The organism is Streptomyces sp. NPDC007025 (genome assembly GCF_042869455.1).
Lineage (GTDB): Bacteria > Actinomycetota > Actinomycetes > Streptomycetales > Streptomycetaceae > Streptomyces.
This window is the reverse complement of record NZ_JBIAFT010000006.1, coordinates 1-20,842: the sequence shown is the minus strand read 5'-3', so window position 1 is coordinate 20,842 and position 20,842 is coordinate 1. Positions and strand designations below refer to the sequence as shown.

The window sequence follows — 20,842 nt, the reverse complement described above, 5'->3', positions numbered from 1 at the left end:
TGGACGGGCCCGGTATTCCCGGCACCGCCCCTGGGGCGGACGCCGCGGCGCGGGTCAGCCCTCGGACTGCCGCCCGGTGCCCGCCTGCGGGGTCGCGGAGGCACTGGCGCGGCCGTCGTCCACCACTCCGCCGATGTCGGTCCGGTCGCCCGCCGAGCCCTTGGTGGCGGACTTCGGCACCGGCTCGTCGTGCCGGAGCGCCGACCAGACCTTCGCGGTCTTGGCGCGGATCTGCACCACCCGGTTCGGGTCCCCAGGGTCGTAGGCGACCGGCAGCGTGGTCATCCGGATGTCGTCGGACTTGATGCCCTTGAGCGTCTTCGCCATGCCGGTCAGCTTGCCGACCGAGTCCAGCTCCGAGTCGGTGGTGACCGCGGAGGTCGCGGTGTCCGCCAGGTCGTAGAGCTTCTTGGGGCTGCTGAACAGGCCGACGCTGTTGACCTGGTCGATCAGTGCCTTGAGGAACGCCTGCTGGAGCTGGATGCGGCCCAGGTCGCTGCCGTCGCCCACCCCGTGCCGGGTGCGGACCAGACCGAGGGACTGCTCGCCGTCGAGGCGGTGGGTGCCCGCCTTGAGCTTGAGGTGGCTGTCCTTGTCGTCGATCGTCTTGTGGGTGGTCATCTCGACGCCGCCGAGGGTGTCGATCAGCTTCTGGAAGCCGGCGAAGTCGACCTCGAGGTAGTGGTCCATCCGGACGCCGGAGAGGGATTCGACGGTCTTGACGGCGCAGGCGGGGCCGCCGACCCTGTACGCGGAGTTGAACATGGCCCGCTGGGCCGGGACGGTCCTGCCCTTCTCGGACCCGTCGCCCTTGCAACTGGGCCGCTGCACCACGGTGTCCCGGGGTATGGAGACGACGCTGGCCTTGTCGTGCTTCTCGTTGATGTGCAGCACCATCGCCGTGTCCGAGCGGGCGCCGCCCTCGTTCTTGCCGTACTTCGCGTTCGCCCCGGCGCGGCTGTCCGAGCCGAGCACCAGTATGTCCATGGAGCCGTCCGGGGTGTCCTCCGGCCGGTCGGCGCCCAGGGCCGCGTTGATGTCGACGCCGGATATGTTGCCGTCGAGCTTGAAGTAGACGAACCCCAGGCTTCCCCCGCCGAGCACCAGCGCGCCCGCCACCGTCCAGGCCGCGACCCGCACGGCACGCCGGCTTCCGCTGAGCGGCCTGCGGCGACGGCCGGTGGCACGTATGCCCCCGGAGCGGCGCGCTGCCGCCGTGTCGCCCTCGTAGCTGTCGCCCGCCATGGTCACTTCCCTCAGTCCTGCCTCGTGGCGCCGTGTGTCCTGTGCGGACGCCGTGCGGTCTCTCCGGTCGAGATGTCGTCCCCGCGGGGGACGCGCTGTCTCGCCGGAAGGGTTGCACAACGCGTCGCCGCGCTCGGCAGGAGCGCGGGTCGGCACTGCGGCGTACGGACCGGGCCGCAACGCGGCACTGCTCCCGTTTTACCTGCGACGACGCGCTCGCGCCTGCCGAGCCGCGGGCGGACACCGGCCGGGAGGGGCTGTGGGCAAGCTCTCAGCGGCCCGGACGCACGGCGAGGGCCGCCCCACCGTGCGTGGTGGGGCGGCCCTCGCTCTGACCCGTCCGGGCGACGGAGCGGACATGGACCGGGGTCCGGGCCGCTCCGGACGCCTTCGGCCGGCTGCCGGGTGGCGTCAGTCCTGGCCGCCGGGGGTCGGGGTGTTCTTCTGGATCTGGAGCAGGAACTCCGCGTTGGACTTCGTCTGCTTCATCTTGTCCAGCAGCAGCTCGATGGCCTGCTGCTGGTCCAGGGCGTGCAGCACACGCCGCAGCTTCCAGACGATCTGGAGCTCCTCGTTCGCCATGAGGATCTCCTCCTTGCGGGTGCTGGACGCGTCCACGTCCACCGCGGGGAAGATCCGCTTCTCGGCGAGCTTGCGGTCGAGCTTGAGCTCCATGTTGCCGGTGCCCTTGAACTCCTCGAAGATGACCTCCTCCATCCGGGAGCCGGTCTCCACCAGCGCCGCGGCGAGGATCGTCAGGGAGCCGCCGTCCTCGATGTTGCGCGCCGCACCGAAGAACTTCTTCGGCGGGTACAGCGCCGTGGAGTCCACACCGCCGGAGAGGATGCGGCCCGAGGCGGGCGCGGCGAGGTTGTAGGCACGGGCGAGCCGGGTGATGTTGTCCAGCAGGATCACCACGTCGTGTCCCAGCTCCACCAGCCGCTTGGCCCGCTCGATGGCGAGTTCGGCGATGGTGGTGTGGTCCTCGGCCGGGCGGTCGAAGGTCGAGGAGATGACCTCGCCCTTGACCGACCGCTGCATGTCGGTGACCTCTTCCGGACGCTCGTCGACCAGGACGACCATCAGGTGGCACTCGGGGTTGTTCCGGGTGATCGAGTTGGCGATCGACTGCAGCACCATCGTCTTGCCCGCCTTGGGCGGGGCCACGATCAGTCCGCGCTGGCCCTTGCCGACCGGCGAGACCAGGTCGATGATCCGGGGAGTGAGCTGGTTGGGCTCCGTCTCCAGCCGCAGCCGCTCCTGCGGGTAGAGCGGGGTGAGCTTGTTGAACTCGGAGCGGCCCTTGCCGTCGTCGGGCGTCATGCCGTTGACCGAGTCCAGGCGGACCAGCGCGTTGAACTTCTCGCGCCGCTCGCCCTCCCGCGGCTGGCGCACCGCGCCGGTGACGTGGTCGCCCTTGCGCAGGCCGTTCTTGCGGACCTGGGCCAGCGAGACGTACACGTCGTTCGGCCCGGGCAGGTAGCCCGAGGTGCGGACGAACGCGTAGTTGTCGAGGATGTCGAGGATGCCCGCGACGGGGATCAGGACGTCGTCCTCGGCGATCTGCGGCTCGAAGTCCTCGCGGCCGCCGCGGCGGCCCCTCCGGTCCCGGTAGCGGCCGCGCCGGCCGCGGCGGCCGCCGCCGTCGTCGTCGAAGCTGTCGTCGCGGCGGCCGCCGCCACCGCCGCCACCGCCCTGGTTCTGCTGGCCGCCACCGCCACCGCCGTCGTTCTTGTTGCGGTTGCGGTCGCGGTCGCGCTGGCGCTCCCGCTTGGAGGGGCGGTCCTGCTGCTTGCCCTCGCCGGAGGAGCCGCCCTTGCCGTCCTTCTCGGAGCGCTCGGGCCGGCCGTCCCGGTTGTCCTTGCCGTCCTGCTTGCCCTCGCCGCCGGACCGGCCGTCCGTGCGGCTCTCGGCGCCCTCGGTCTCGCCCTTGGCGCGGCGGCCGCGGCCGCCGCCCTCCTGGGCCGCCTTGGCGTCGCCCTCGGTCTGGCCGGGGATGTCGATCTGGCCCTGCCCGTCCTGCTGCGCGGCCTCGGCCTCGCCGGTGCGGGCCCGGGAGGTGGCGCGACGCTTGGGCTTGGCCTCCTCGGCGGCCTCGCCGCCGGACGTGGCCTCAGCGCCGGCGTCGGCGCTCTTGGCGGGCTTGGCCTGCTTGCTCTCGGCGGTCTTGCCGCCCTTGTCCGAGGCCGCGGGCGCGGAGTCCGAACTTCCGCCTGCCTGGCGCTCCTTGATGACCTCGATCAGTTGGCTCTTGCGCATCCGCGCGGTGCCCTTGATACCGAGGCCGGAGGCGACCTGCTGGAGCTCGGCCAGAACCATGCCCTCCAGCCCCGTGCCGGAGCGCCGTCGCCTGGGTGCGGCACCGGAGGCAGGCGTGGCGGATGCGTCCGTGGCGGGCGCCGCGGCACCGTCGGCGGCGGTATCGGCGTTCACGCCCATCAGATCGGTGGTGTCGCTCACGAAGGGTCCTTCCCTGGAGCGGACGTCGGCCAGTCTGGCTCGGCGACCGGTTGTGCTGTCCGGCTGCGGTCCGGTCTGTGCGGACCTGGCCGGGGCGGTGGTCCCGCCTGGATGTACGGCGGGCAGATCAGTACGTGGGTTCGGCGTGAAGCCTCGACATGGATGTCCTTCACGTCGGCTCCGGAGCGTGTTCGCCGCTGCCCGGCAACGGCCCGAGCAGTGTGGGAGGCTCCTGGAAGAAGAGGTGGTCCCTACTGGAGCTACCAGGGGAACACGCAAGCACCGCACTCTTCGGGCCATCACACATACCTGTGCGAAGCCCACGAGACTGCACGTGCAGACTTGAGGTTAACACTACCGGATCCAACAAACATTCCCCCTCTCGAAGATCCGCAACCCGCTGTCACCGGGACCCGCTGTCCGTGCCTCCCGGCGCGTCCCCGGCCTCGTCGGCACCGCTCCGGGCGCCTGCGGAGAGCGGCAGGACGCTTGCTCCGTCCAGGTCGAGAGCCAGCCGGTTCGCCGTCCAGCCCTCGCCCGCCAGCCGGGACACCTTGTCGGCCTCGCCCTCGTCCGAGGCCAGCGCCAGCACCGTCGGGCCCGCTCCCGAGATCACGGCGGGAACGCCCTCACCGCGCAGCCGGCCGACCAGATCCGCGCTCTCCGTCATCGCCGGGGCCCGGTACTCCTGGTGCAGCCGATCCTCGGTGGCGGCCAGCAGCAGCTCCGGGCGGCGCGTCATGGCCTCCACCAGCAGCGCCGCGCGGCCCGCGTTGAACGCCGCGTCGACATGCGGCACGGTGCGCGGCAGCAGCCCCCGGGCGGTCTGCGTGAGCAGGGGCTGCGCGGGGACGAAGACCACCGGGACGAGGGAGGCGGCGGGCGCCATCCGCAGCGCGCGGGCCGCGCCGCCGTCCGTCCAGGCCAGGGTGAAGCCGCCGAGCAGGCAGGCGGCGACGTTGTCGGGGTGGCCCTCGATCTCGGTGGCGAGTTCCAGCAGCGCCGTGTCGTCCAGCCGGGCCTCGCCGCCGGTGGTCACGGCGCGGGCCGCCATCACCCCGGCGCAGATGGCGGCGGAGGAGGAGCCCAGGCCGCGGCCGTGCGGGATGCGGTTGGCGCACACCACCTCCAGGCCGCGCGGCTGCCCGCCCAGCAGGTCGAAGGCGGTGCGCAGGGAGCGGACGAGCAGGTGCTCCTCGTCCCGGGGCAGGGCTTCGGCGCCCTCGCCCGCGATGTCGATGTGCAGACCGGAGTCGGCGACGCGGACCACCACGTCGTCATAGATCCCCAGGGCGAGACCGAATGCGTCGAAGCCGGGGCCGAGGTTGGCGCTGGTGGCGGGGACACGCACTCGGACGGCGGCGGCGCGGAACGCGGGACCGGCCATCTCTCGATGACTCTCCTTGGTTTGGGTGTGCGGAGCATCCCCTCGACCGCGGCTGGGCCGGACCGGTCACGGCTCCGGGCACACCCGTGGCGGGGACGTACGGGAGTCGGGGTGAAACTCAGCCTATCGAAGGTGGGTTCACTGGCGACATAGGGCGCACGGGAGGCGCACGATGCGTGTCGTAAGCCTCCCCGTGCTTCCGCGCGGTACGCGTCCGTACCGCGCGCCGAACCTTCCCGCCCCGGAGGGGGGCCGGCCCGGGTGGGCCGGTCGGGGTGGGCGGTTCGGTCGAGACCCGCACCAGGGGTCTGCCCCGGCGCCCACCCCGGGGAAACCCGCTGAGCGGATCCGGTCCGGAACCCCGGTCCGGAAGTCCGGCGCGGCGGACCGCCGGCCCGGCGGGCCGCGCCGGAGCCGCCACCGGGTCAGACCAGGCCGAGGCGCTCGGCGGCGGCGTCCGCGTCGACGGGGACCACGATCGGCTGCGGCGCGCCCGCCACGGCCCAGTCCGGGTCCTTGAGCCCGTTGCCGGTGACGGTGCAGACGATCCGCTGCCCGGGATCGACCCTGCCCTGCTCGGCGGCCTGCAGCAGGCCCGCCACCGAGGCGGCCGAGGCCGGTTCCACGAAGACACCTTCCTGTGCGGCCAACAGCCGGTAGGCACGTAGGATCTGACGGTCGGTCACCGCGTCGATGAATCCGCCCGACTCGTCGCGCGCCTGCTCGGCCAGAGTCCAGGACGCCGGGTTGCCGATCCGGATGGCGGTGGCGATGGTGCTCGGCTCCTTGACGGCCTCGCCCCGCACGATCGGAGCCGCACCCGACGCCTGGTACCCCCACATCCGCGGGGTGCGGGTGGCCGGACCGTCCTGCTGGTACTCGCGGTAGCCCTTCCAGTAGGCCGTGATGTTACCCGCGTTGCCCACCGGGAGGACGTGGATGTCGGGCGCGTCGCCGAGCATGTCCACGATCTCGAACGCCGCGGTCTTCTGCCCCTCGATCCGCACCGGGTTGACGGAGTTGACCAGCGCCACCGGATACTTGTCCGACAGTCCGCGGGCCAGCTCCAGGCAGTCGTCGAAGTTGCCGTCGACCTGGAGGATCTTCGCGCCGTGCACCAGGGCCTGACCCATCTTGCCCAGCGCGATCTTGCCCTGCGGCACCAGCACGGCGCAGACCATCCCGGCCCGCACGGCGTAGGCCGCCGCCGAAGCGGAGGTGTTCCCGGTGGAGGCACAGATGACGGCCTGAGCCCCCTCCTCCTTGGCGCGGGTGATGGCCATCGTCATCCCGCGGTCCTTGAAGGAACCGGTGGGATTGGCGCCCTCCACCTTGAGGTGGACGTCGCAGCCGGTCAGCTCGGAGAGCTTCTGGGCCGGCACCAGCGGCGTGCCGCCCTCACGGAGAGTGACGGGCGCGGTCCCCGGGGCCACCGGCAGCCGGTCCCGGTACTCCTCGATGATGCCGCGCCACTGCGGGCGCCCCGCGGCGGGCGCGGCTGGAGCACCGGCGTCGCCGGCCTCCCGCATCTGTGACATCGCAGGCTCCATGACGGTCACTGTTCCTCGGCTCCCTTACTGACCATTGTCCGACGCTGCCCACCGCGCCGGGCTGCTCGCGCCGCGTGCCGCAGGCCGCGGCCGCACCTTCGCGCCTTCCCGGGTCCGCCGCCCCCCGCGTTCCCGCGGACGGCGCCCGGCACGCTCACTCCCCCTCGACCCGCATGATGCTGGCCACCCCGCGCACCGTGTCGAGGCCGCGGAGCGCCTCGACCGTCGCGCCGAGCGCCGCGTCCTGGGCACGGTGGGTGACCACGACGAGCCAGGCGCCGTCGTGCGGGCCCTCCTTGCCCTTCTGCCGCACGGTGTCGATGGAGACCCCGTGCTCGGCGAAGACCATCGCCACCTGCGCCAGCACACCCGGCTTGTCGGCGACGTCCAGGCTGATGTGGTAGCGGGTGACCACCTCGCCCATGGGCGAGACGGGCAGCTGCGCGTAGGCCGACTCGCCGGGGCCACGGCCGCCGCTGAGCTTGTTGCGGCAGGCGGCGACCAGATCGCCGAGCACGGCGGAGGCGGTGGGCGAGCCGCCCGCCCCCGGGCCGTAGAACATCAGCTGCCCCGCCGCCTCGGCCTCGACGAAGACGGCGTTGTACGCCTCCCGTACCGAGGCCAGCGGATGGCTGAGCGGCAGCATCGCGGGGTGCACCCGTGCGGTCACCGAGCGGCCGTCCGCGGCCCGCTCGCAGATGGCCAGGAGCTTGACGGTGCAGCCCATCCGTTTCGCGGAGGCGATGTCGGCCGCCGTGACCTCGGCCAGGCCCTCGCGGTGCACGTCGTCCAGCCGTACCCGGGTGTGGAAGGCGATACCGGCCAGGATGGCGGCCTTGGCGGCCGCGTCGAAGCCCTCCACGTCGGCGGTGGGATCGGCCTCCGCGTAGCCGAGCGCGGTGGCCTCGTCCAGCGCCTCGCTGTAGCCGGCGCCGGTGGACTCCATCCGGTCGAGGATGAAGTTGGTGGTGCCGTTGACGATGCCCAGCACGCGGTTGACCTTGTCGCCCGCCAGGGACTCGCGCAGCGGGCGCACCAGCGGGATGGCGGCGGCGACGGCCGCCTCGTAGAAGAGGTCGACGCCGTACTTGTCGGCGGACTCATGGAGGGTGGAGCCGTCCTCGGCCAGCAGTGCCTTGTTCGCGGTCACGACGCTGGCGCCGTGCTCGAAAGCCGAGGTGATCAGGGTCCGGGCCGGCTCCAGGCCGCCGATGACCTCGACCACCACGTCGATGTCCGCGCGCGCGGCGAGCGCCGCCGCGTCGGTGGTCACCAGCGCCGGGTCGATGCCCGCACGGACCCGGTCGGGGCGGCGCACGGCGACCCCGGCCAGTTCCACCGGGGCGCCGATGCGCTGCGCGAGGTCCTCCGCGTGCGTCGTCATGATGCGTGCCACCTCTGAGCCGACGACCCCACAGCCCAGCAGCGCCACCTTCAGCGGACGCGTACGCATCATCTGACCTCTTCTTCTCGGCTCATTCTCGACTTCTTCTCGTGCGGACCGCCTTCCGGCCTGCCGCACGCGGCGTCTTCGTCCCGTCAAGTCTCACGTACCGATACGGAGATTCCACGCCTGTTCCAGTATGTGGGACGTATATCTCGCTAACCGACATCGAGTCGCAGGAGATCCTCCTCCGTCTCCCGCCGCACGATCGTCCGCGCCTGCCCGTCCCGCACCGCGACGACCGGCGGCCGCAGCGCATGGTTGTAGTTGCTCGCCATCGAACGGCAGTACGCGCCGGTCGCCGGCACGGCCAGCAGATCGCCCGGCGCCAGGTCCGCGGGCAGGAAAGCGTCCCGTACGACGATGTCACCGCTCTCGCAGTGCTTGCCCACCACCCGGCTGAGCATCGGCTCCGCCGCCGACGCCCGGGAGACCAGCGCCACGCTGTACTCGGCGTCGTAGAGCGCCGTACGGATGTTGTCCGACATCCCGCCGTCCACGCTCACATACGTCCGCAGCCCCTCCAGCTCCTTGAGCGTGCCGACCTCGTACAGCGTGAACGCCGTCGGCCCGGCGATGGCCCGCCCCGGCTCCACCGACAGCCGCGGCACCGCCAGCCCCGCCGCCTCGCACTCCCGCGTGACGATGTCCCCCAGCGCCTTGGCGATCTCGTGCGGCTCACGCGGATCGTCCTCGGGCGTGTAGGCGATCCCCAGCCCGCCGCCCAGGTCGATCTCCGGCAGCTCGACCCCGTGCTCGTCCCGGATCCGGGTCAGCAGCCCCACCACGCGGCGGGCCGAGACCTCGAATCCGGCCATGTCGAAGATCTGCGAGCCGATGTGCGAGTGGATCCCGGTCAGCTCCAGGCTGTCCAGCATCAGGACCCGCCGCACCGCCTCGGCGGCCGGCCCCTCCCCCGCCTCGGACGAGCCGCCCCCGGCGAGCGCCAGCCCGAACTTCTGGTCCTCGTGCGCGGTGGCGATGAACTCGTGCGTGTGCGCCTCGACACCGACCGTGACCCGGATCTGCACCGGCTGCCGCCGCCCCAGCCGCGCCGCGGTGTGCGCGACCCGGGCGATCTCCTGGAACGAGTCCAGCACGATCCGCCCCACACCCGCCTCGACAGCCCGCTCGATCTCCTCGTCGGACTTGTTGTTGCCGTGCAGCGCGACGCGCTCGGCGGGCATCCCCGCGTCCAGCGCGGTCGCCAGCTCGCCGCCCGAGCACACGTCCAGGTTCAGGCCCTCCTCGTGCAGCCAGCGCACGACGGCCCGGGAGAGGAACGCCTTCCCCGCGTAGTAGACGTCGGCACCGGGCCCGAAGGCGTCCCGCCAGGCGCGGCAGCGCGCCCGGAAGTCGGTCTCGTCCATCACATACGCAGGGGTGCCGAACTCCTCGGCGAGACGGCGCACGTCCAGGCCGCCCACCGCGACGGCCCCCTCCGGCGTGCGCTCCACGGTCTGCGCCCACACGCGCGGGTCGAGCGAATTGAGATCGGCCGGAGGCGCCGTGTAGTGGCCCTCGGGAAGAACGTCGGCGTGCCGGGGCCCTGCCGGGTGTGCGGAACGGCTCATGATCGTGTCCCTGTGTCCCTGGATTGCGAAATGTCTACAGATGCGCGGGGGCGCTGACGCCGAGCTGGGACAGGCCGCCTGCCAGCACCGCTCCGGTGGCCTCGGCGAGGGCCAGCCGGCCGCGGTGCGCGGCCCCGGGTTTCTCCTCACCGCGGGGCAGCGGCGGACACACGTCGTGGAAGGCGGCGAACGCCTGGGAGACGGCGTCCAGATGCCGCGCCAGCGGCCCGGCCGCCGTGACCCGCGCCCGGTCCGCGAGCAGCGCCAGCAGCCGGGCACCCGCGGCACCGAGCGGCACCGCACTCCCGGCCTCCGGGCACAGCCCGAGCCGGCGCCCGTTGCGCAGCAGCGAACAGACCCGGGCGTGCGCGTACTGCACCCGGAAGAGCGAACTCGCACGCTCGGTACGCACGGCGAGCACCGCCGGATCCTCACCAGTGGCCGCGGCCCAGCGCGGAATGTCACGGGCGGGGACGTCGGTCGGTGCAGTGGGGGGTGCCTCGGGAGCGGACGGTGTCCGCCGGTCCGCGGGCCGGGTCGGGTCTGCGGGCCGTATGGGGTCCGCGGGCCCGACGATCGGTTCTGCGGGCCAGATCGGGGCGGTCCCGGTCAGGACTGCGGTCTCGGCCGGCCCGTCCTCCGCCAACGTACGCAGCAGCGCGACCCGGGCGTCGTTCGTCAGTGTGACGTTCACGAACCCGCCGCCGACGACCTCGGCGCCGCCGACCCCGCCCACATCCCCCTCAAGACGCGCGCACAGCCGCTGCGCGATCTCCCGCGCGGGACGCCCGCACGCTGCCGCGGCCTGGAAGGCGACCCCGGTCGCGTAGTCACCGGCGCCCCGCCGGGGCGGGGACTCCACCACGACACGTAGGCCGCTGAACGCAGTCGCCACATCGCCCGAGGACCCGTCACCCGCGAAGGGAGCGACGACCTCACCATCGGGACCGTCGGGCAGCACATGAGGCAGCGCCTGCCGGATGGTGCGGGAGAGCTGGGCGGGTGTCACAGAGCAAGCGTATGGGAGGTGGGGTGGGTCCGCGCGAACCGGTTTCGGCAGCTGGGACATCTGCACGGCGCCCGCCGACGCCGCGCTCACGCACTGCGCCGCCCCGGCGACACACGGCATCCGAAACGGAGTGCAGGGCGGTGCGCGGGACCGTGGAGCATGGGAGACGGAGACGCAACGCCTCGGCACGGGCCCGCAGAGCATCCCCGTATCCGCGCCGAACCCCGGCGCCACGCTGGAACCCGGGACCGGCAGGCACGAGGCCCCACCGCACGTTCAGGACTCTCAGGGCTCAGGGCTCGACAGTCTCGGAGACTCCGGAGACCTCGTCGGCGCCACCGAAGGCATCGGAAGCTCCATCCGACACTCTCCCAGAACCGCCGCCCTCCGCCCCCGCCGCTCCCGGTCTCCCGAACGTCAGCCGGTGCACCAGCTGCACGAGATCCGCGGGCTCGAAAGGCTTCCCGAGGAACGCGTCCACGCCTCTCTCACCACCGACCACACCCCCGCTCTCCAACTCGGTGCACGCGCTCACCAGCGCGAGCGGCAGGTGCCTCGTACGCGGATCGGCCCGCAGCCGCTCCGCAGTACGGACCCCGTCCAGACGCGGCATCACCGCATCGAGCGTCACGACGTCAGGCCGCACGCGATGCACCACGTCCAAGCACTCGGCACCGTCGACTGCGGTCACCACCTCGAAGCCCTCCAGCTCGAGGTTGACCCTGATCAACTGCCGGATGACGCTGCTGTCGTCCACAACAAGCACCCGGCCGGACATACCTGGCACACCCAGAAGCGTAGGCGCGCCCCTCCACCCGCGTCCGGGATTTGCCCATTTCCGCCCCTGCTCCCACCTACCCGCACAACGCGTTCCGCCCCACCCCCAGTGACCTGGTAGTGTTCTACCTGTCGCCGCCCAGACGGCCACGCCCCCGTAGCTCAGGGGATAGAGCAACGGCCTCCGGAGCCGTGTGCGCAGGTTCGAATCCTGCCGGGGGTACTTTGAACGAAGTGCCGAAACGCCCTGTGACCAGGTTTGATGCTGGTTGCGGGGCGTTTGTCGTTGTGCAGCCGGATGCGGCTGCGAGCCGCTGTTTGTCGGTGGTCGCGGCGTATCCGCGGGATGGATTCGGCCCCGTTTCCGCAGGTCAGGGCTGACGAATGAGAAGGCCCCCGGGACGACTCCCAGGGGCCTGACGGTAGCCGTTCGGCTCTCGGTTCTCAGTCGGTCTCGCTCGCGTCTTCGGTGTCGGAACCGTCGTCCCAGAGGGCGTCGATCCGTTGGTTGGCTACGTGCTGCCGACCATCGAGGCACTTCGCGTAGCGGGTCAGCAGCACGTCCACGCTGTTGCCCGCGCGCTCCGCCACCTCAGCCGGATCGACTCCCGCGTTCAGCCAGGAGGACAGGGCAGCGTGCCGCAGGTCGTACGGCGTACCGGCGAGCGGTGAAGCGACCTGTTCCGGGGTGAGGGCCAAGGCGCGCGCTTCCTCCCACGTACGGGAGTACGAGGACGAGCCGATGACGCCGCCCCGCTCGTTGAAGAACAGTCGGCCGTCTTCGGCCGTACCGAACTCCGCCAGGTGCTTGCGGACGATGCGCACGAGTTGCGGCGGCACCGGCACGGGCCGGACTTCGTCCTCCGAACGGTTCTTGAGCCCACGGTGATCATGGACCTTGCCGGTTCCGGTCCACCGCTTCCCCACCGTGGGACGCGTCTTGTGCAGGATGAACCGCCCCCATCCCCTCTCCGGCAGTTCGCAGTCCTGGAGACGGAGGCCGACCGCTTCCGCCGGCCGCAGCCCGCCGTAGTACATGCAGGCGAAGAGCGCGACCATCCGACGCCCCCGCGCCCGCTTGTAGAGGCCCACGTACGACAGCGCGGTCAGCAGCTCACGAGCCTGAACGGGATTGATCACGACCCGGCGGTCCACCTCTTTGGCGAGCTTCGGTGGCTTCCACTGCACGGACGCCACGGGATTCTCGCTCAGCCCTCCGACCTCGACCGCGTACCGGAGGACGTTGGACAGGACGGCACGCTTGCGCCGTACCGTCTCCGGGGCGGCCGGAGTGCCGTCCAGCTTCAGCGTGAGCGCGTTGAGAACGCTGCGCATCACAGCCGGATTCTTCAGATCGGCAAGCGGCAGCGATGCCTTGGCTACCCAGGCGAGCGCGTTGCTCACCTTGGCCGGTGGTTCTTCCTTGTCCTCGTACGACCCGTGCACGAACGCCCAACCTCGCAGCGCCTTGCGCAGCACGGCGTCCGAAGGCCGACCGGGCTTCTTGCTCACGAGGACCGTACTCACCAGCGTCAGCGTCTCGTTCATGCTGTCGCGCGAGTTGGGCGCTGCGTGCGGCCACTTCATCGCGAGGTACTTCAGTGCGAACTCGTACCAGGTGAGGGAAGGAGCCGCTTCGACCAACGAGTCCGGCAGGCCGGTCTCCGTGTCGAACCCTTCCCCTGCCCGAGACGCCTTGACGAGGCCGGCCCGGAAGCTGTCGGCCAGCGCCTTGGTGCGGAACGTCTTCGAGAACGGCTTCCCGGCCACCTTCCACCGCACCTCGTAGGAGGGCCGCTTGCTCGACTTGTTCCGCCGGATCTCCCAGACCCGCACGTCTTGCGATTTCATACGACCTCCTCCTCTCGACGCCGGAGCCATGCGGTGAATTCGCTGCGCCAGACGCGGATCTCACCGTTCGGCAGCTTGAGCGACGCAGGGCCGCGCCCCACCTCACGCCAGCGGTAGAAGGTGCGCCGGGAGACACCGCCCAGCTCGGCCAGAACTTGCGGAACGGTCATCAGCTCATCAGCCGCCATGTCCGTCACCGCCTTCCCGGACCGAGGCCGCGAGCAGGGCGGCCTCCGGGCTGTAGCCCCGCCCCGCGTACCGCCACTGGCCGACGAGGACCGCGTCCCGGTCGTCCAGGCCCAGCGCCGACCGCTGTTCGCGCGCACGGTGCTCCGCGCGGGCCGAGCGCAGGGCGCCGAGGGTGGTGGAGTAGTGGCGGGACTTGGTCGAGAAGTGGCCCCGGTAGCCGAGCATGTGTGCCCAGCGCCGCAGCCTCAGTTCCTCGAAGGAGGGCAGCGCGCCGAGCCACCAGCAGGTGCCGATCATGCGGAGCACGTGATCCCGCACGGGCAGCGTGGCCAGGTCCTTGCCGTGCCGGATACGCCCGTCGACGGCCCCGGCGGACTCGGCCCCCTTGGTGGCGTACTTGGCGATGTAGCCCGCGACTGCCGACGAGGACAGGCCGTCCGCCGACTCGGCCGCCGGAACGGCACGGATGTCCAACTGCCGGCCGAAGCGCAGGACGCGCGAGCCGACCACGTCTGCCCCGTACGCGACCACCCGCACCCGGCCGACCGCTTCCCGCACGGCGTCCGCCAGGAGACCCGACGTTGCCCAGCGAGGAGGCGTCTCCCCCGGCCCGTCAGGACCGTCGAGACGGACGACGGCATGGAAGTGCACGAGGCCCCGCCGCTGGTACTCCGCCACCTTCGCGTACGAGAGCCGTACCGCGTCCGCCAGCGTCGAACGGGACAGCCCCGCACGCCGAGCCAGCACCCGCCGCAGCTCCAGCGTGAAGCGGTGCCATAGCTCGCCGGATTGCGCCTGCCAGAGCACGGCGCCGGCGTAGTCGTAGCAGCGCGGACAAAGCGGCTCACCGAGTCGCGGATCGTCTGCCGCATGACGGGTATGGCACCCCACAGGAGCGCCATGCGGACAGCACTCCCCCGCCTTCCGCGGACGGCAGGCCAGCACTCGGCCGCCCCGCTCCCGCCGCGAGTGCACGGGACCGAAGCCCGGAGCGGTGAGGGTGGCGAACACCCGAGGGTGCCCACTCACCGTCTCCGCGACTGCCTTACCGCCGACCAGTCCGGCCCGGATGAGCTGGTACGTGTCCGCCCGGTAGAGCTGAGCGCAAGTCGGACAGACCGTCGCCCGGCGGTTGCCGCACGCGACCAGGAGCCGACCGCCGAGCGCTTCCGAGGTGTACGAGTGGAGCGCCGCCCCCGTGGCAACGTCCACGTACGCGGCGGAGCCGACTAGGTGAACAGGGTTGGTGCAGCCGCCGAGGCGGAGGACACTCCGCCGCCAGCCGTCGAAGTCCGACCGCCCGGCGCGCTCGATGAGCGCCGCGACTGCTTCATTGGCCTCCGTCATCGGCCACCCCCGAACGCTTGCCGCATCACTGCGGCGATGGCTTCCGGCGGAGTCTTCGCGGAGAAGCGCAGACTCGGGTCCGTCAGCCAGAGCGAGGCTGCGTGCGCCGGGCAGACGCGCCGCTCAGCGCCCTCGCGGTCGGCCAGGACCACCTGTTCGGAGCCTTGGCACTTCAGGTGAGCGTCGTCCTTCAGGTCGCACCAGGGGCGGCGCGACGGTTTGCGCGATCGATGCGCAGTGGACAAAGTGAGACTGCTCCTTTCACTGCTGACGTAGCGGATGGAGTGGGTTCCTGACGGGGTCGGGTTTGGCGACTTCGCGCCCCGTCGGGAACCGTTTTTCATGGAGATCATTTGGGCGACTCCTCCCTTCAGCTCAGTTGGCTGAGGAGTCCGCCGAGGCCGTCCAGGACCCCCTGAACGACAGGCCCGGCGCCGGTCTCGGCCAGGAGAAAACCGAAGGTCGAACAGATCAGCACCTCGGCCCACCGGAAGTACCGGATGCGCAGCAGGAACCAGATCAGGAGGCCGAGCAGCACCACGGCGGATACGGAAACGATCACGGGAATCCACCCCCTCTCTCACTCGTTCTCTTCGCCGTCGAGTCGTTCGAGCCGCACGCTGGGAACGTCGTCCGCCGAGGTTCCGCCCCCTGCTGTGACCAGCTCCGGCACGTAGGGAGTGAGGTGCGCATACTCGGCAGCTACGCGCTCCGCCTCCCCTTCCGAGACCAGGTGGGACCGGGCACGGTCCCAGCCATCGGCCGAGGCGAGGACCGCCGTACCGGCTTGTTCGGGTGTGATCGACTGCGCAGCGTGCAGCGCATCGGGGTTGAGATCACCGAGCGCCATTTCCGCCGTTCCGGGATCGGCCACCCGGTGGCAGACGCGGCCGGCGAGCTGGGCGCGGAGCGCCGTAACGCCCGGCCCGAGATCCGAGCCGACCCGCTGCCCGGCGACGACGAGGAACACGCCCAGCGCCGCACCGAGTTGAGCCAGCCGGATGAGAGCCGTACTCGCCGCCTGTGCTTCTTCCTTCTCAGTGCGGCTGGCGACCAGGAACAGCTCCGCCAACTCGTCCACGATCACGACGATCGGCACGGGCCGTTCGTCCTCCGGCAACCCCCAGACGTTCCGGACCCTGGCAGCGCGGCAGACGGTCATTCGGTCCAAGGTCAGGTCGACGAGCGCGCCCAGGAGCTGGGCCGCCTGTGCCCGGTTGGTCGCCAGCGCGGACAGCCGAGGACCGTAGAGCGAGAGTTCCATTCCGCCCTTGCAGTCGATACCGACCAGCGCGACGGGTTGCCGAGCGAGGCCCGCGACGAGGGCATTGATCAGCGTCGACTTGCCGGAACGGGTGGCGCCCACGATGAGCCAGTGCGGTACCTGCCGCAGGTCGATGACCCACTGAGCACCGGTCTCCAGCACCCCGACGGCAACGCGCAGCAGTCGCCCCGCACCCCGCTGCTTGGGCATCTGTGGCGCCTTGAGCGGATCACTGGCCGAGGCCACCACCCGAACGAGACCGGGCTTCCAGGTCGTCACGCGGACCGCGTGCACTTCCCAGTCGTGCGCCATGGCAGGAGCCGCCTTGACGAAGTCCTCCGGCACCTGCCCCGGCAGCAGCCGGACGAGGAACCAGAAGCCGCCCCGAGTCGGCCGTATGAGTCCGCGGTGAGGCACCCGAGGTTGTGGCGGAGCGGAACCGTTGCCGACAAGCCCGGAGACGACCATCAGCGCCGCCTTACGGCTCACCGCCAGCCCGCAACCGGCCATCAACGGCCGCCAGGTCCGCACGACCCGTATGCACACCACCGGAAACCCGAGGCACACCCACCAGGCCACCGGATAGCGCCGGCGCAGGGCCGGGCCCGCCAGAAGCAGACCCGACACCAGCACTGCGGCCACCACGAGCACCCAGCTCGACGAGGCGGACCCCGCAGAATTCGCGGAGGCCAGGGCGATCACTGTCCGGCCCCCTTCCCGGACGCCGTCGCTGACGAGCCGGGCGCGGACGAGGCCGCCGGAGCCGTCAGGGGCTTGATCTCGGTGGCGCGGAACGAGACGCCGTGCCGCCCCTCGTTCTCCCACGGCGTGGCCACCAGGTCCCGGACCTGAACGGGCACCCCGTTCTGAACGCCCGACGGCTCCCCCGGCACGTTCACCGTGACGACGTCGGCCGACCTCCCGGACATGAGGCAGAGGCCCACCTGGTACACGGTCTGGCCGGTGTCCCGGTCGACCCGGACCTGTCCCGTCTCCCGGTTGGCGATGCGTGGCGTAGGGGCTACGGCGCAGATGATCCCCGTGAACTTCGCCGTATCGATCGGTAGAGCTACCACTGTCTGAACTCCTTGTCTGTCGCACCCGAAGGCCCTTCCTCCGGATTGCTTGACAACCCGTACTACGGGTTGCGGAGAGTCCAGAGTGACCACCCGTAGTACGGGTTGTCAACCATGTTGGGATGAGAGACGCTGTACGCACTGACGACGAGCCCGAGAACCGGAGACCCGATGCCGAAGCAGAAGCCGCACGAGCAGCAGAAACAGCCCAAGTACCGCCAGATCGCGGACTACTTGCGTGCCGGCATCATGGACGGCACCTACCCATCGGGCCAGCCGTTGCCGTCGGAGGAAACCCTGGCGAAGCAGTTCAGCGTCACGCGCCCGACGGTGCGGCAAGGCATCGCAGAGCTACGAGCCTCCGGCCTGGTCGAAGTCATGGCCGGCCGCGGCGGCTTCGTCCGCTCCCCTCACAGCCGCCCCAGCCTCACCCGCCCGCGCGGCGTACGCCACGAGCCAGACGGCCGGTACGTCGAAGCCGACGGCATCCGCTGGACCAACGCCGAAGAGACCACGGCCACCCGCACGGACGCCCCGGTCGCCCTGGCGGACCTGCTCCGCGTGCCCCCGGGCGAGCCGCTGTTCACCTACGACGTGCTCCAAACGGCCGAGGGCAGCCCCCTCCGCCAGCTCCACCGCACATACGTGCCGTTCTCCGTACTGGTCGGCACCAAGTTCGAAGAAGAGCCCCCGCCTCCGGCGCCCGAGCTGTACGAAGCCCTGTCGGCCCTAGGCCACGAACTCCATTTCACAGAGCATGTCCGCACCCGTATGCCCCTGCCAGACCAGGCGGAAGCCCTGCGCCTCCCGGATGGCGTCCCGCTCCTCCAACTCCTCCGAGTCACTCGGAACTCTGGCGACCAACCGCTCGCCCTAGAGGAGCTGCACCTGCCAGGCAACGATTTGGAGCTGACGTACCCCCTCTGAGTGGACGTGGCTCAGACTTTCTCCACGTCTTCAAGGCGGCTCGCTTCGCTCACCGCGCGCGGCCCGGCCCCCGGCCGGGCCAGCGCTCCTGTCTCCGCCCCGCTCCAGCCCGGCCGGCGCCCGTGCCGCGCTCACAGTGATCGCCCACCGACATAAGAACAAGCCTCGCCCGCGCCGAGGTGGACCACACTGCGGAGTCTGTCTCAATCCCCGCCGCTGCGGCTAGAATCCTCACCCCGCTACGCGATGACGACCCGCCTTGCGCACGACGACCGGCTCTACGGGGGAACTGATGGAAGAGCGGCACATCCCGCTTTCAGAGGCCACGAAGATCATCGCGAGGCAGGAGTCACATTTCTGGGACTTCAAGAGCGTCGAATCTGACGGCAAGAAAATTCAAGAGATCGCAACGGCGCTTGCAAACGCCGAGGGTGGAGAGTTCATCGTCGGCATTGAGGACGAAAAGCGAGTGCACGGGATCGACCGCTGGCGAGGCTTCAAAAATATCGAATCCGCGAACTTCATTCATCAGAGCCTGGTGAATGAAACACAGCCTCCGATCCCATATGACATGGAGTATCTCTGGGTTAAAGGAGCGCCGGAGCGCGGGGTTTGCTGCCTCGTCACAGTGCAGAAGAGTGCAGATGTCCACAAGACGTCGAAGGGTGAGGTATATCAGAGGCGAGGCGCCCAGACTCTCAAGCTGACTGGCCATCGGATCGCAGACCTTGCTCTTTCGAAGGGTGCGAGGTCGCACGAAGATCAACTCCTCGAATACTACGACCTGGACGAGATCAAAGAAGAAGGTGAGCTGACCTACTTTCTTTCAAGTTATAGCCCCGCGACCTCTGCGGAAAAATTCTTGACTCGCCAAAGGCTGGTAGCCAAGAAGGACGGTAAGGCTACAGTATCCGCAGCAATTCTTTACTCCGAGGAGCCGGCGGCCGTTGTGCCCAAGCGGTGCTCGGTGAAGATTGCTCGATACGAGAGCAACGAAGGCCCTGACCGCAAGTTCCTAAAGGGGACGCCACTAACCATCGATGAACCTGCGCGAGTACTGATCGAGCGCACTCTCGAAGCCGTGGCGGAGATCATCGAAGCTGTCCCGATTTTGGGGACAGACGGTCAAATGTCTCCGGTGAAGTATCCACCAGAAGCACTCAAGGAGATCATCGTTAACGCCGTAATCCATAGAGATTACAACGTTTCCGACGACATTTTGATCTCAATCTTCGACAACAGGGTCGAGGTGAGGAGCCCTGGTCGGCTCCCCGGTCACATGACGACCGAGAACATCTTGACCGACCGATTCGCCCGCAACCCCAGCATTGTCCGGTTGTTGAATAAGTACCCCGATCCGCCCAATAAGGACATCGGCGAGGGCCTCGACACGGTGATGAGTGCCATGAAGGCGGCAAAGCTGAAGGGGCCTCAGTTCGTTGTTGAAGACAACGCTTTCGTCGTCGTTCTCGCACACACTCCGCTTGCGCGGCCCGAAGAGCTAATCCTTGAGTACCTGCGCAACAATGCCGAGATCTCCAACAAGATCGCGCGATCGCTCACCGGAATCGCCTCGGAAAACCGCGTAAAGCAAGTATTTTACAAACTGAAGAACGCAGGCATGATCGAGCCCGTTCCCGGCAGAATTCGATCACAGTATGCTTGGAGATTGACGGAAAAAGGGAAGCGCAGAAAGTAGCCTCTGCTGCTATGAAAGCCCCAGCAGCGAAAGCAACCCTTCGCAGGCTAGCGGTCCCGGCTCGGCCGTAGCGTGTTGCTCTGGTCGACGGCACGGCAGCGTGGCTGAGGCCTGTGGGGGTGCAGCGAGGCATACGCGTGCGTATTCGGTTGGCGCACCCGCCGTCGTGGCTGACTGTCGTTGGCTGAGGTCCAGGCGGGGCCATCGAAGGTGTCGGCCGTCAGCCGAGCGCGCCAAAGCTGGGGCGTCTGGGCCATCCGAGGGGCTACATGAATCAAGAAGTTACGGCCTTGCTGGGCGTAGGCGCTGGCGCGCTGGCCACCGTCGGTGCAGCTGCATTGGCATATTTAGCTGCCCGTAGGCAAGCGAGTGACCAGGGTAAGGTTGCGCATCGAAACGCGCTCCGGACCGAAAGGCGCGAGGCATACACCGCGCTACTAGGGGCAGTTGAACCGCTCAACCCCTTGTCTACGCGCTTTATGCTCACCGAACTCGAATCGCTCCCCACTCCAACGTCCACAGTCATACAGCGAGCCATAAGCGACTGTGACATTGCCATCCACGAGCTAAGCAAGGCTCAGACGCTGATCGATATGGCAGGACCCGATGAGGCGTCTCAAGCGTCCATCTTGGTCTGGGGTGCAGCAAGCAATCTGCGCAGTTTTCTAGTGGACATCCAGAGGGGTGATATCTCAGCAACTTGCTATAGAGAACACCGCGAGGAGCGAATGAGTGAAATTAGTAATGCGCTTCTCCAATTCACCAGAAGTGTCCGGCTTTTTCTGGAAACTGCCGACTGACACTCAGCATCAGTCTGGGCATGTCGGACCCCGAGATAGCGGAGTACAGCGCCCAGTGCCACCCCGAGGCGGTCTGAACGGTCAGCTGAGCCGCACCGAGATACAACCACCGTGCTCCGGCAGACTCCTACGAACCGCCGATGTTAGGTTACTGAGGTTGAACTGGTGGAGTCGTATGGTGACGGGCTGTCGCTTCCTGCGGTATGACCATGGCATGCGGTATCCACAGGGAGGCGGGCTGAC

Annotated in this window: 17 protein-coding genes and 1 tRNA gene; 3 read left to right on the top strand and 15 right to left on the bottom strand. The window is 69.5% G+C overall.

The genetic code is table 11. From position 1 onward, the window contains the following. Positions 1-54: 54 nt before the first annotated feature. The 8 genes from ACFYMO_RS13280 to ACFYMO_RS13245 form a co-directional block, all read right to left on the bottom strand. Positions 55-1,245, bottom strand: a complete 1,191-nt coding sequence (locus tag ACFYMO_RS13280; protein WP_388546231.1) for an LCP family protein — start codon at positions 1,243-1,245, stop codon at positions 55-57. 411 nt (positions 1,246-1,656) lie between these two features. Then, positions 1,657-3,705, bottom strand: a complete 2,049-nt coding sequence (gene rho / locus ACFYMO_RS13275; protein ID WP_366772929.1) for a transcription termination factor Rho — start codon at positions 3,703-3,705, stop codon at positions 1,657-1,659. A gap of 403 nt (positions 3,706-4,108) precedes the next feature. Further along, positions 4,109-5,092 (bottom strand): homoserine kinase, encoded by a 984-nt coding sequence (gene thrB / locus ACFYMO_RS13270; RefSeq protein WP_366772930.1) that lies wholly within the window; start codon positions 5,090-5,092, stop codon positions 4,109-4,111. A 425-nt stretch (positions 5,093-5,517) separates the two neighbouring features. Next, positions 5,518-6,621, bottom strand: a complete 1,104-nt coding sequence (gene thrC / locus ACFYMO_RS13265) for a threonine synthase (RefSeq protein ID WP_366772959.1) — start codon at positions 6,619-6,621, stop codon at positions 5,518-5,520. Positions 6,622-6,796: 175 nt separating this feature from the next. After that, positions 6,797-8,095, bottom strand: a complete 1,299-nt coding sequence (locus ACFYMO_RS13260; protein ID WP_366772960.1) for a homoserine dehydrogenase — start codon at positions 8,093-8,095, stop codon at positions 6,797-6,799. A 149-nt stretch (positions 8,096-8,244) separates the two neighbouring features. Beyond that, complete coding sequence (gene lysA / locus ACFYMO_RS13255) at positions 8,245-9,660, bottom strand: diaminopimelate decarboxylase (RefSeq protein ID WP_366772931.1); 1,416 nt, start codon at positions 9,658-9,660, stop codon at positions 8,245-8,247. 34 nt (positions 9,661-9,694) lie between these two features. After that, the gene (locus tag ACFYMO_RS13250; RefSeq protein WP_388546227.1) at positions 9,695-10,669 is read right to left on the bottom strand and encodes a DALR anticodon-binding domain-containing protein; all 975 of its coding nucleotides are present in this window, start codon (positions 10,667-10,669) and stop codon (positions 9,695-9,697) included. A 292-nt stretch (positions 10,670-10,961) separates the two neighbouring features. Further along, positions 10,962-11,447 (bottom strand): response regulator, encoded by a 486-nt coding sequence (locus ACFYMO_RS13245; protein ID WP_366772961.1) that lies wholly within the window; start codon positions 11,445-11,447, stop codon positions 10,962-10,964. A 150-nt stretch (positions 11,448-11,597) separates the two neighbouring features. On the opposite strand from ACFYMO_RS13245, the gene ACFYMO_RS13240 reads away from it, so the two are divergent. Next, a tRNA-Arg gene (locus ACFYMO_RS13240) sits at positions 11,598-11,669 on the top strand. Positions 11,670-11,890: 221 nt separating this feature from the next. On the opposite strand, the gene ACFYMO_RS13235 is transcribed toward ACFYMO_RS13240, so the two are convergent. Genes ACFYMO_RS13235 through ACFYMO_RS13205 form a run of 7 tightly spaced genes read right to left on the bottom strand, consistent with a single transcriptional unit; the run spans position 11,891 to position 17,173 of the window. Continuing rightward, entirely contained in the window at positions 11,891-13,297 is a 1,407-nt protein-coding gene (locus tag ACFYMO_RS13235) for a tyrosine-type recombinase/integrase (protein WP_388546224.1), read from the bottom strand. Beyond that, positions 13,294-13,485 (bottom strand): AlpA family transcriptional regulator, encoded by a 192-nt coding sequence (locus ACFYMO_RS13230; protein WP_019354601.1) that lies wholly within the window; start codon positions 13,483-13,485, stop codon positions 13,294-13,296. Before ACFYMO_RS13230 ends, ACFYMO_RS13235 begins: the two co-directional genes overlap by 4 nt. After that, positions 13,475-14,833, bottom strand: a complete 1,359-nt coding sequence (locus tag ACFYMO_RS13225) for a replication initiator (protein WP_388546221.1) — start codon at positions 14,831-14,833, stop codon at positions 13,475-13,477. The genes ACFYMO_RS13230 and ACFYMO_RS13225 overlap by 11 nt, the downstream gene beginning before the upstream one ends. Continuing rightward, positions 14,830-15,186, bottom strand: coding sequence for a hypothetical protein (locus ACFYMO_RS13220; protein ID WP_245979574.1), 357 nt, complete (start codon positions 15,184-15,186; stop codon positions 14,830-14,832). The genes ACFYMO_RS13225 and ACFYMO_RS13220 overlap by 4 nt, the downstream gene beginning before the upstream one ends. 17 nt (positions 15,187-15,203) lie before the next feature. After that, a complete protein-coding gene (locus ACFYMO_RS13215) occupies positions 15,204-15,395 on the bottom strand; it encodes a hypothetical protein (RefSeq protein ID WP_019354599.1) in 192 nt (63 codons plus the stop codon). A gap of 18 nt (positions 15,396-15,413) precedes the next feature. Beyond that, entirely contained in the window at positions 15,414-16,799 is a 1,386-nt protein-coding gene (locus ACFYMO_RS13210; protein ID WP_388546216.1) for an FtsK/SpoIIIE domain-containing protein, read from the bottom strand. Next, positions 16,796-17,173: a hypothetical protein gene (locus ACFYMO_RS13205; RefSeq protein ID WP_388546213.1), complete on the bottom strand. Its 378-nt coding sequence runs from the start codon at positions 17,171-17,173 to the stop codon at positions 16,796-16,798. The genes ACFYMO_RS13210 and ACFYMO_RS13205 overlap by 4 nt, the downstream gene beginning before the upstream one ends. Before the next feature lie 171 nt (positions 17,174-17,344). On the opposite strand from ACFYMO_RS13205, the gene ACFYMO_RS13200 reads away from it, so the two are divergent. Both ACFYMO_RS13200 and ACFYMO_RS13195 read left to right on the top strand, forming a co-directional pair. Continuing rightward, entirely contained in the window at positions 17,345-18,100 is a 756-nt protein-coding gene (locus ACFYMO_RS13200) for a GntR family transcriptional regulator (protein ID WP_388546210.1), read from the top strand. A 292-nt stretch (positions 18,101-18,392) separates the two neighbouring features. Further along, positions 18,393-19,799 carry an RNA-binding domain-containing protein gene (locus ACFYMO_RS13195; protein WP_388546207.1) on the top strand — a complete coding sequence of 469 codons (1,407 nt, stop codon included), beginning with the start codon at positions 18,393-18,395 and terminating at the stop codon, positions 19,797-19,799. Positions 19,800-20,842 lie beyond the last annotated feature (1,043 nt).

Coding starts and splice junctions, on each gene's coding strand:
- ACFYMO_RS13280 (WP_388546231.1), bottom strand. CDS start 1,245: ATGGCGGGCGACAGCTACGAGGGCGACACGGCGGCAGCGCGCCGCTCC.
- thrB (WP_366772930.1), bottom strand. CDS start 5,092: ATGGCCGGTCCCGCGTTCCGCGCCGCCGCCGTCCGAGTGCGTGTCCCC.
- thrC (WP_366772959.1), bottom strand. CDS start 6,621: ATGCGGGAGGCCGGCGACGCCGGTGCTCCAGCCGCGCCCGCCGCGGGG.
- ACFYMO_RS13260 (WP_366772960.1), bottom strand. CDS start 8,095: ATGCGTACGCGTCCGCTGAAGGTGGCGCTGCTGGGCTGTGGGGTCGTC.
- lysA (WP_366772931.1), bottom strand. CDS start 9,660: ATGAGCCGTTCCGCACACCCGGCAGGGCCCCGGCACGCCGACGTTCTT.
- ACFYMO_RS13245 (WP_366772961.1), bottom strand. CDS start 11,447: ATGTCCGGCCGGGTGCTTGTTGTGGACGACAGCAGCGTCATCCGGCAG.
- ACFYMO_RS13235 (WP_388546224.1), bottom strand. CDS start 13,297: ATGAAATCGCAAGACGTGCGGGTCTGGGAGATCCGGCGGAACAAGTCG.
- ACFYMO_RS13230 (WP_019354601.1), bottom strand. CDS start 13,485: ATGGCGGCTGATGAGCTGATGACCGTTCCGCAAGTTCTGGCCGAGCTG.
- ACFYMO_RS13225 (WP_388546221.1), bottom strand. CDS start 14,833: ATGACGGAGGCCAATGAAGCAGTCGCGGCGCTCATCGAGCGCGCCGGG.
- ACFYMO_RS13220 (WP_245979574.1), bottom strand. CDS start 15,186: ATGATCTCCATGAAAAACGGTTCCCGACGGGGCGCGAAGTCGCCAAAC.
- ACFYMO_RS13200 (WP_388546210.1), top strand. CDS start 17,345: ATGCCGAAGCAGAAGCCGCACGAGCAGCAGAAACAGCCCAAGTACCGC.
- ACFYMO_RS13195 (WP_388546207.1), top strand. CDS start 18,393: ATGGAAGAGCGGCACATCCCGCTTTCAGAGGCCACGAAGATCATCGCG.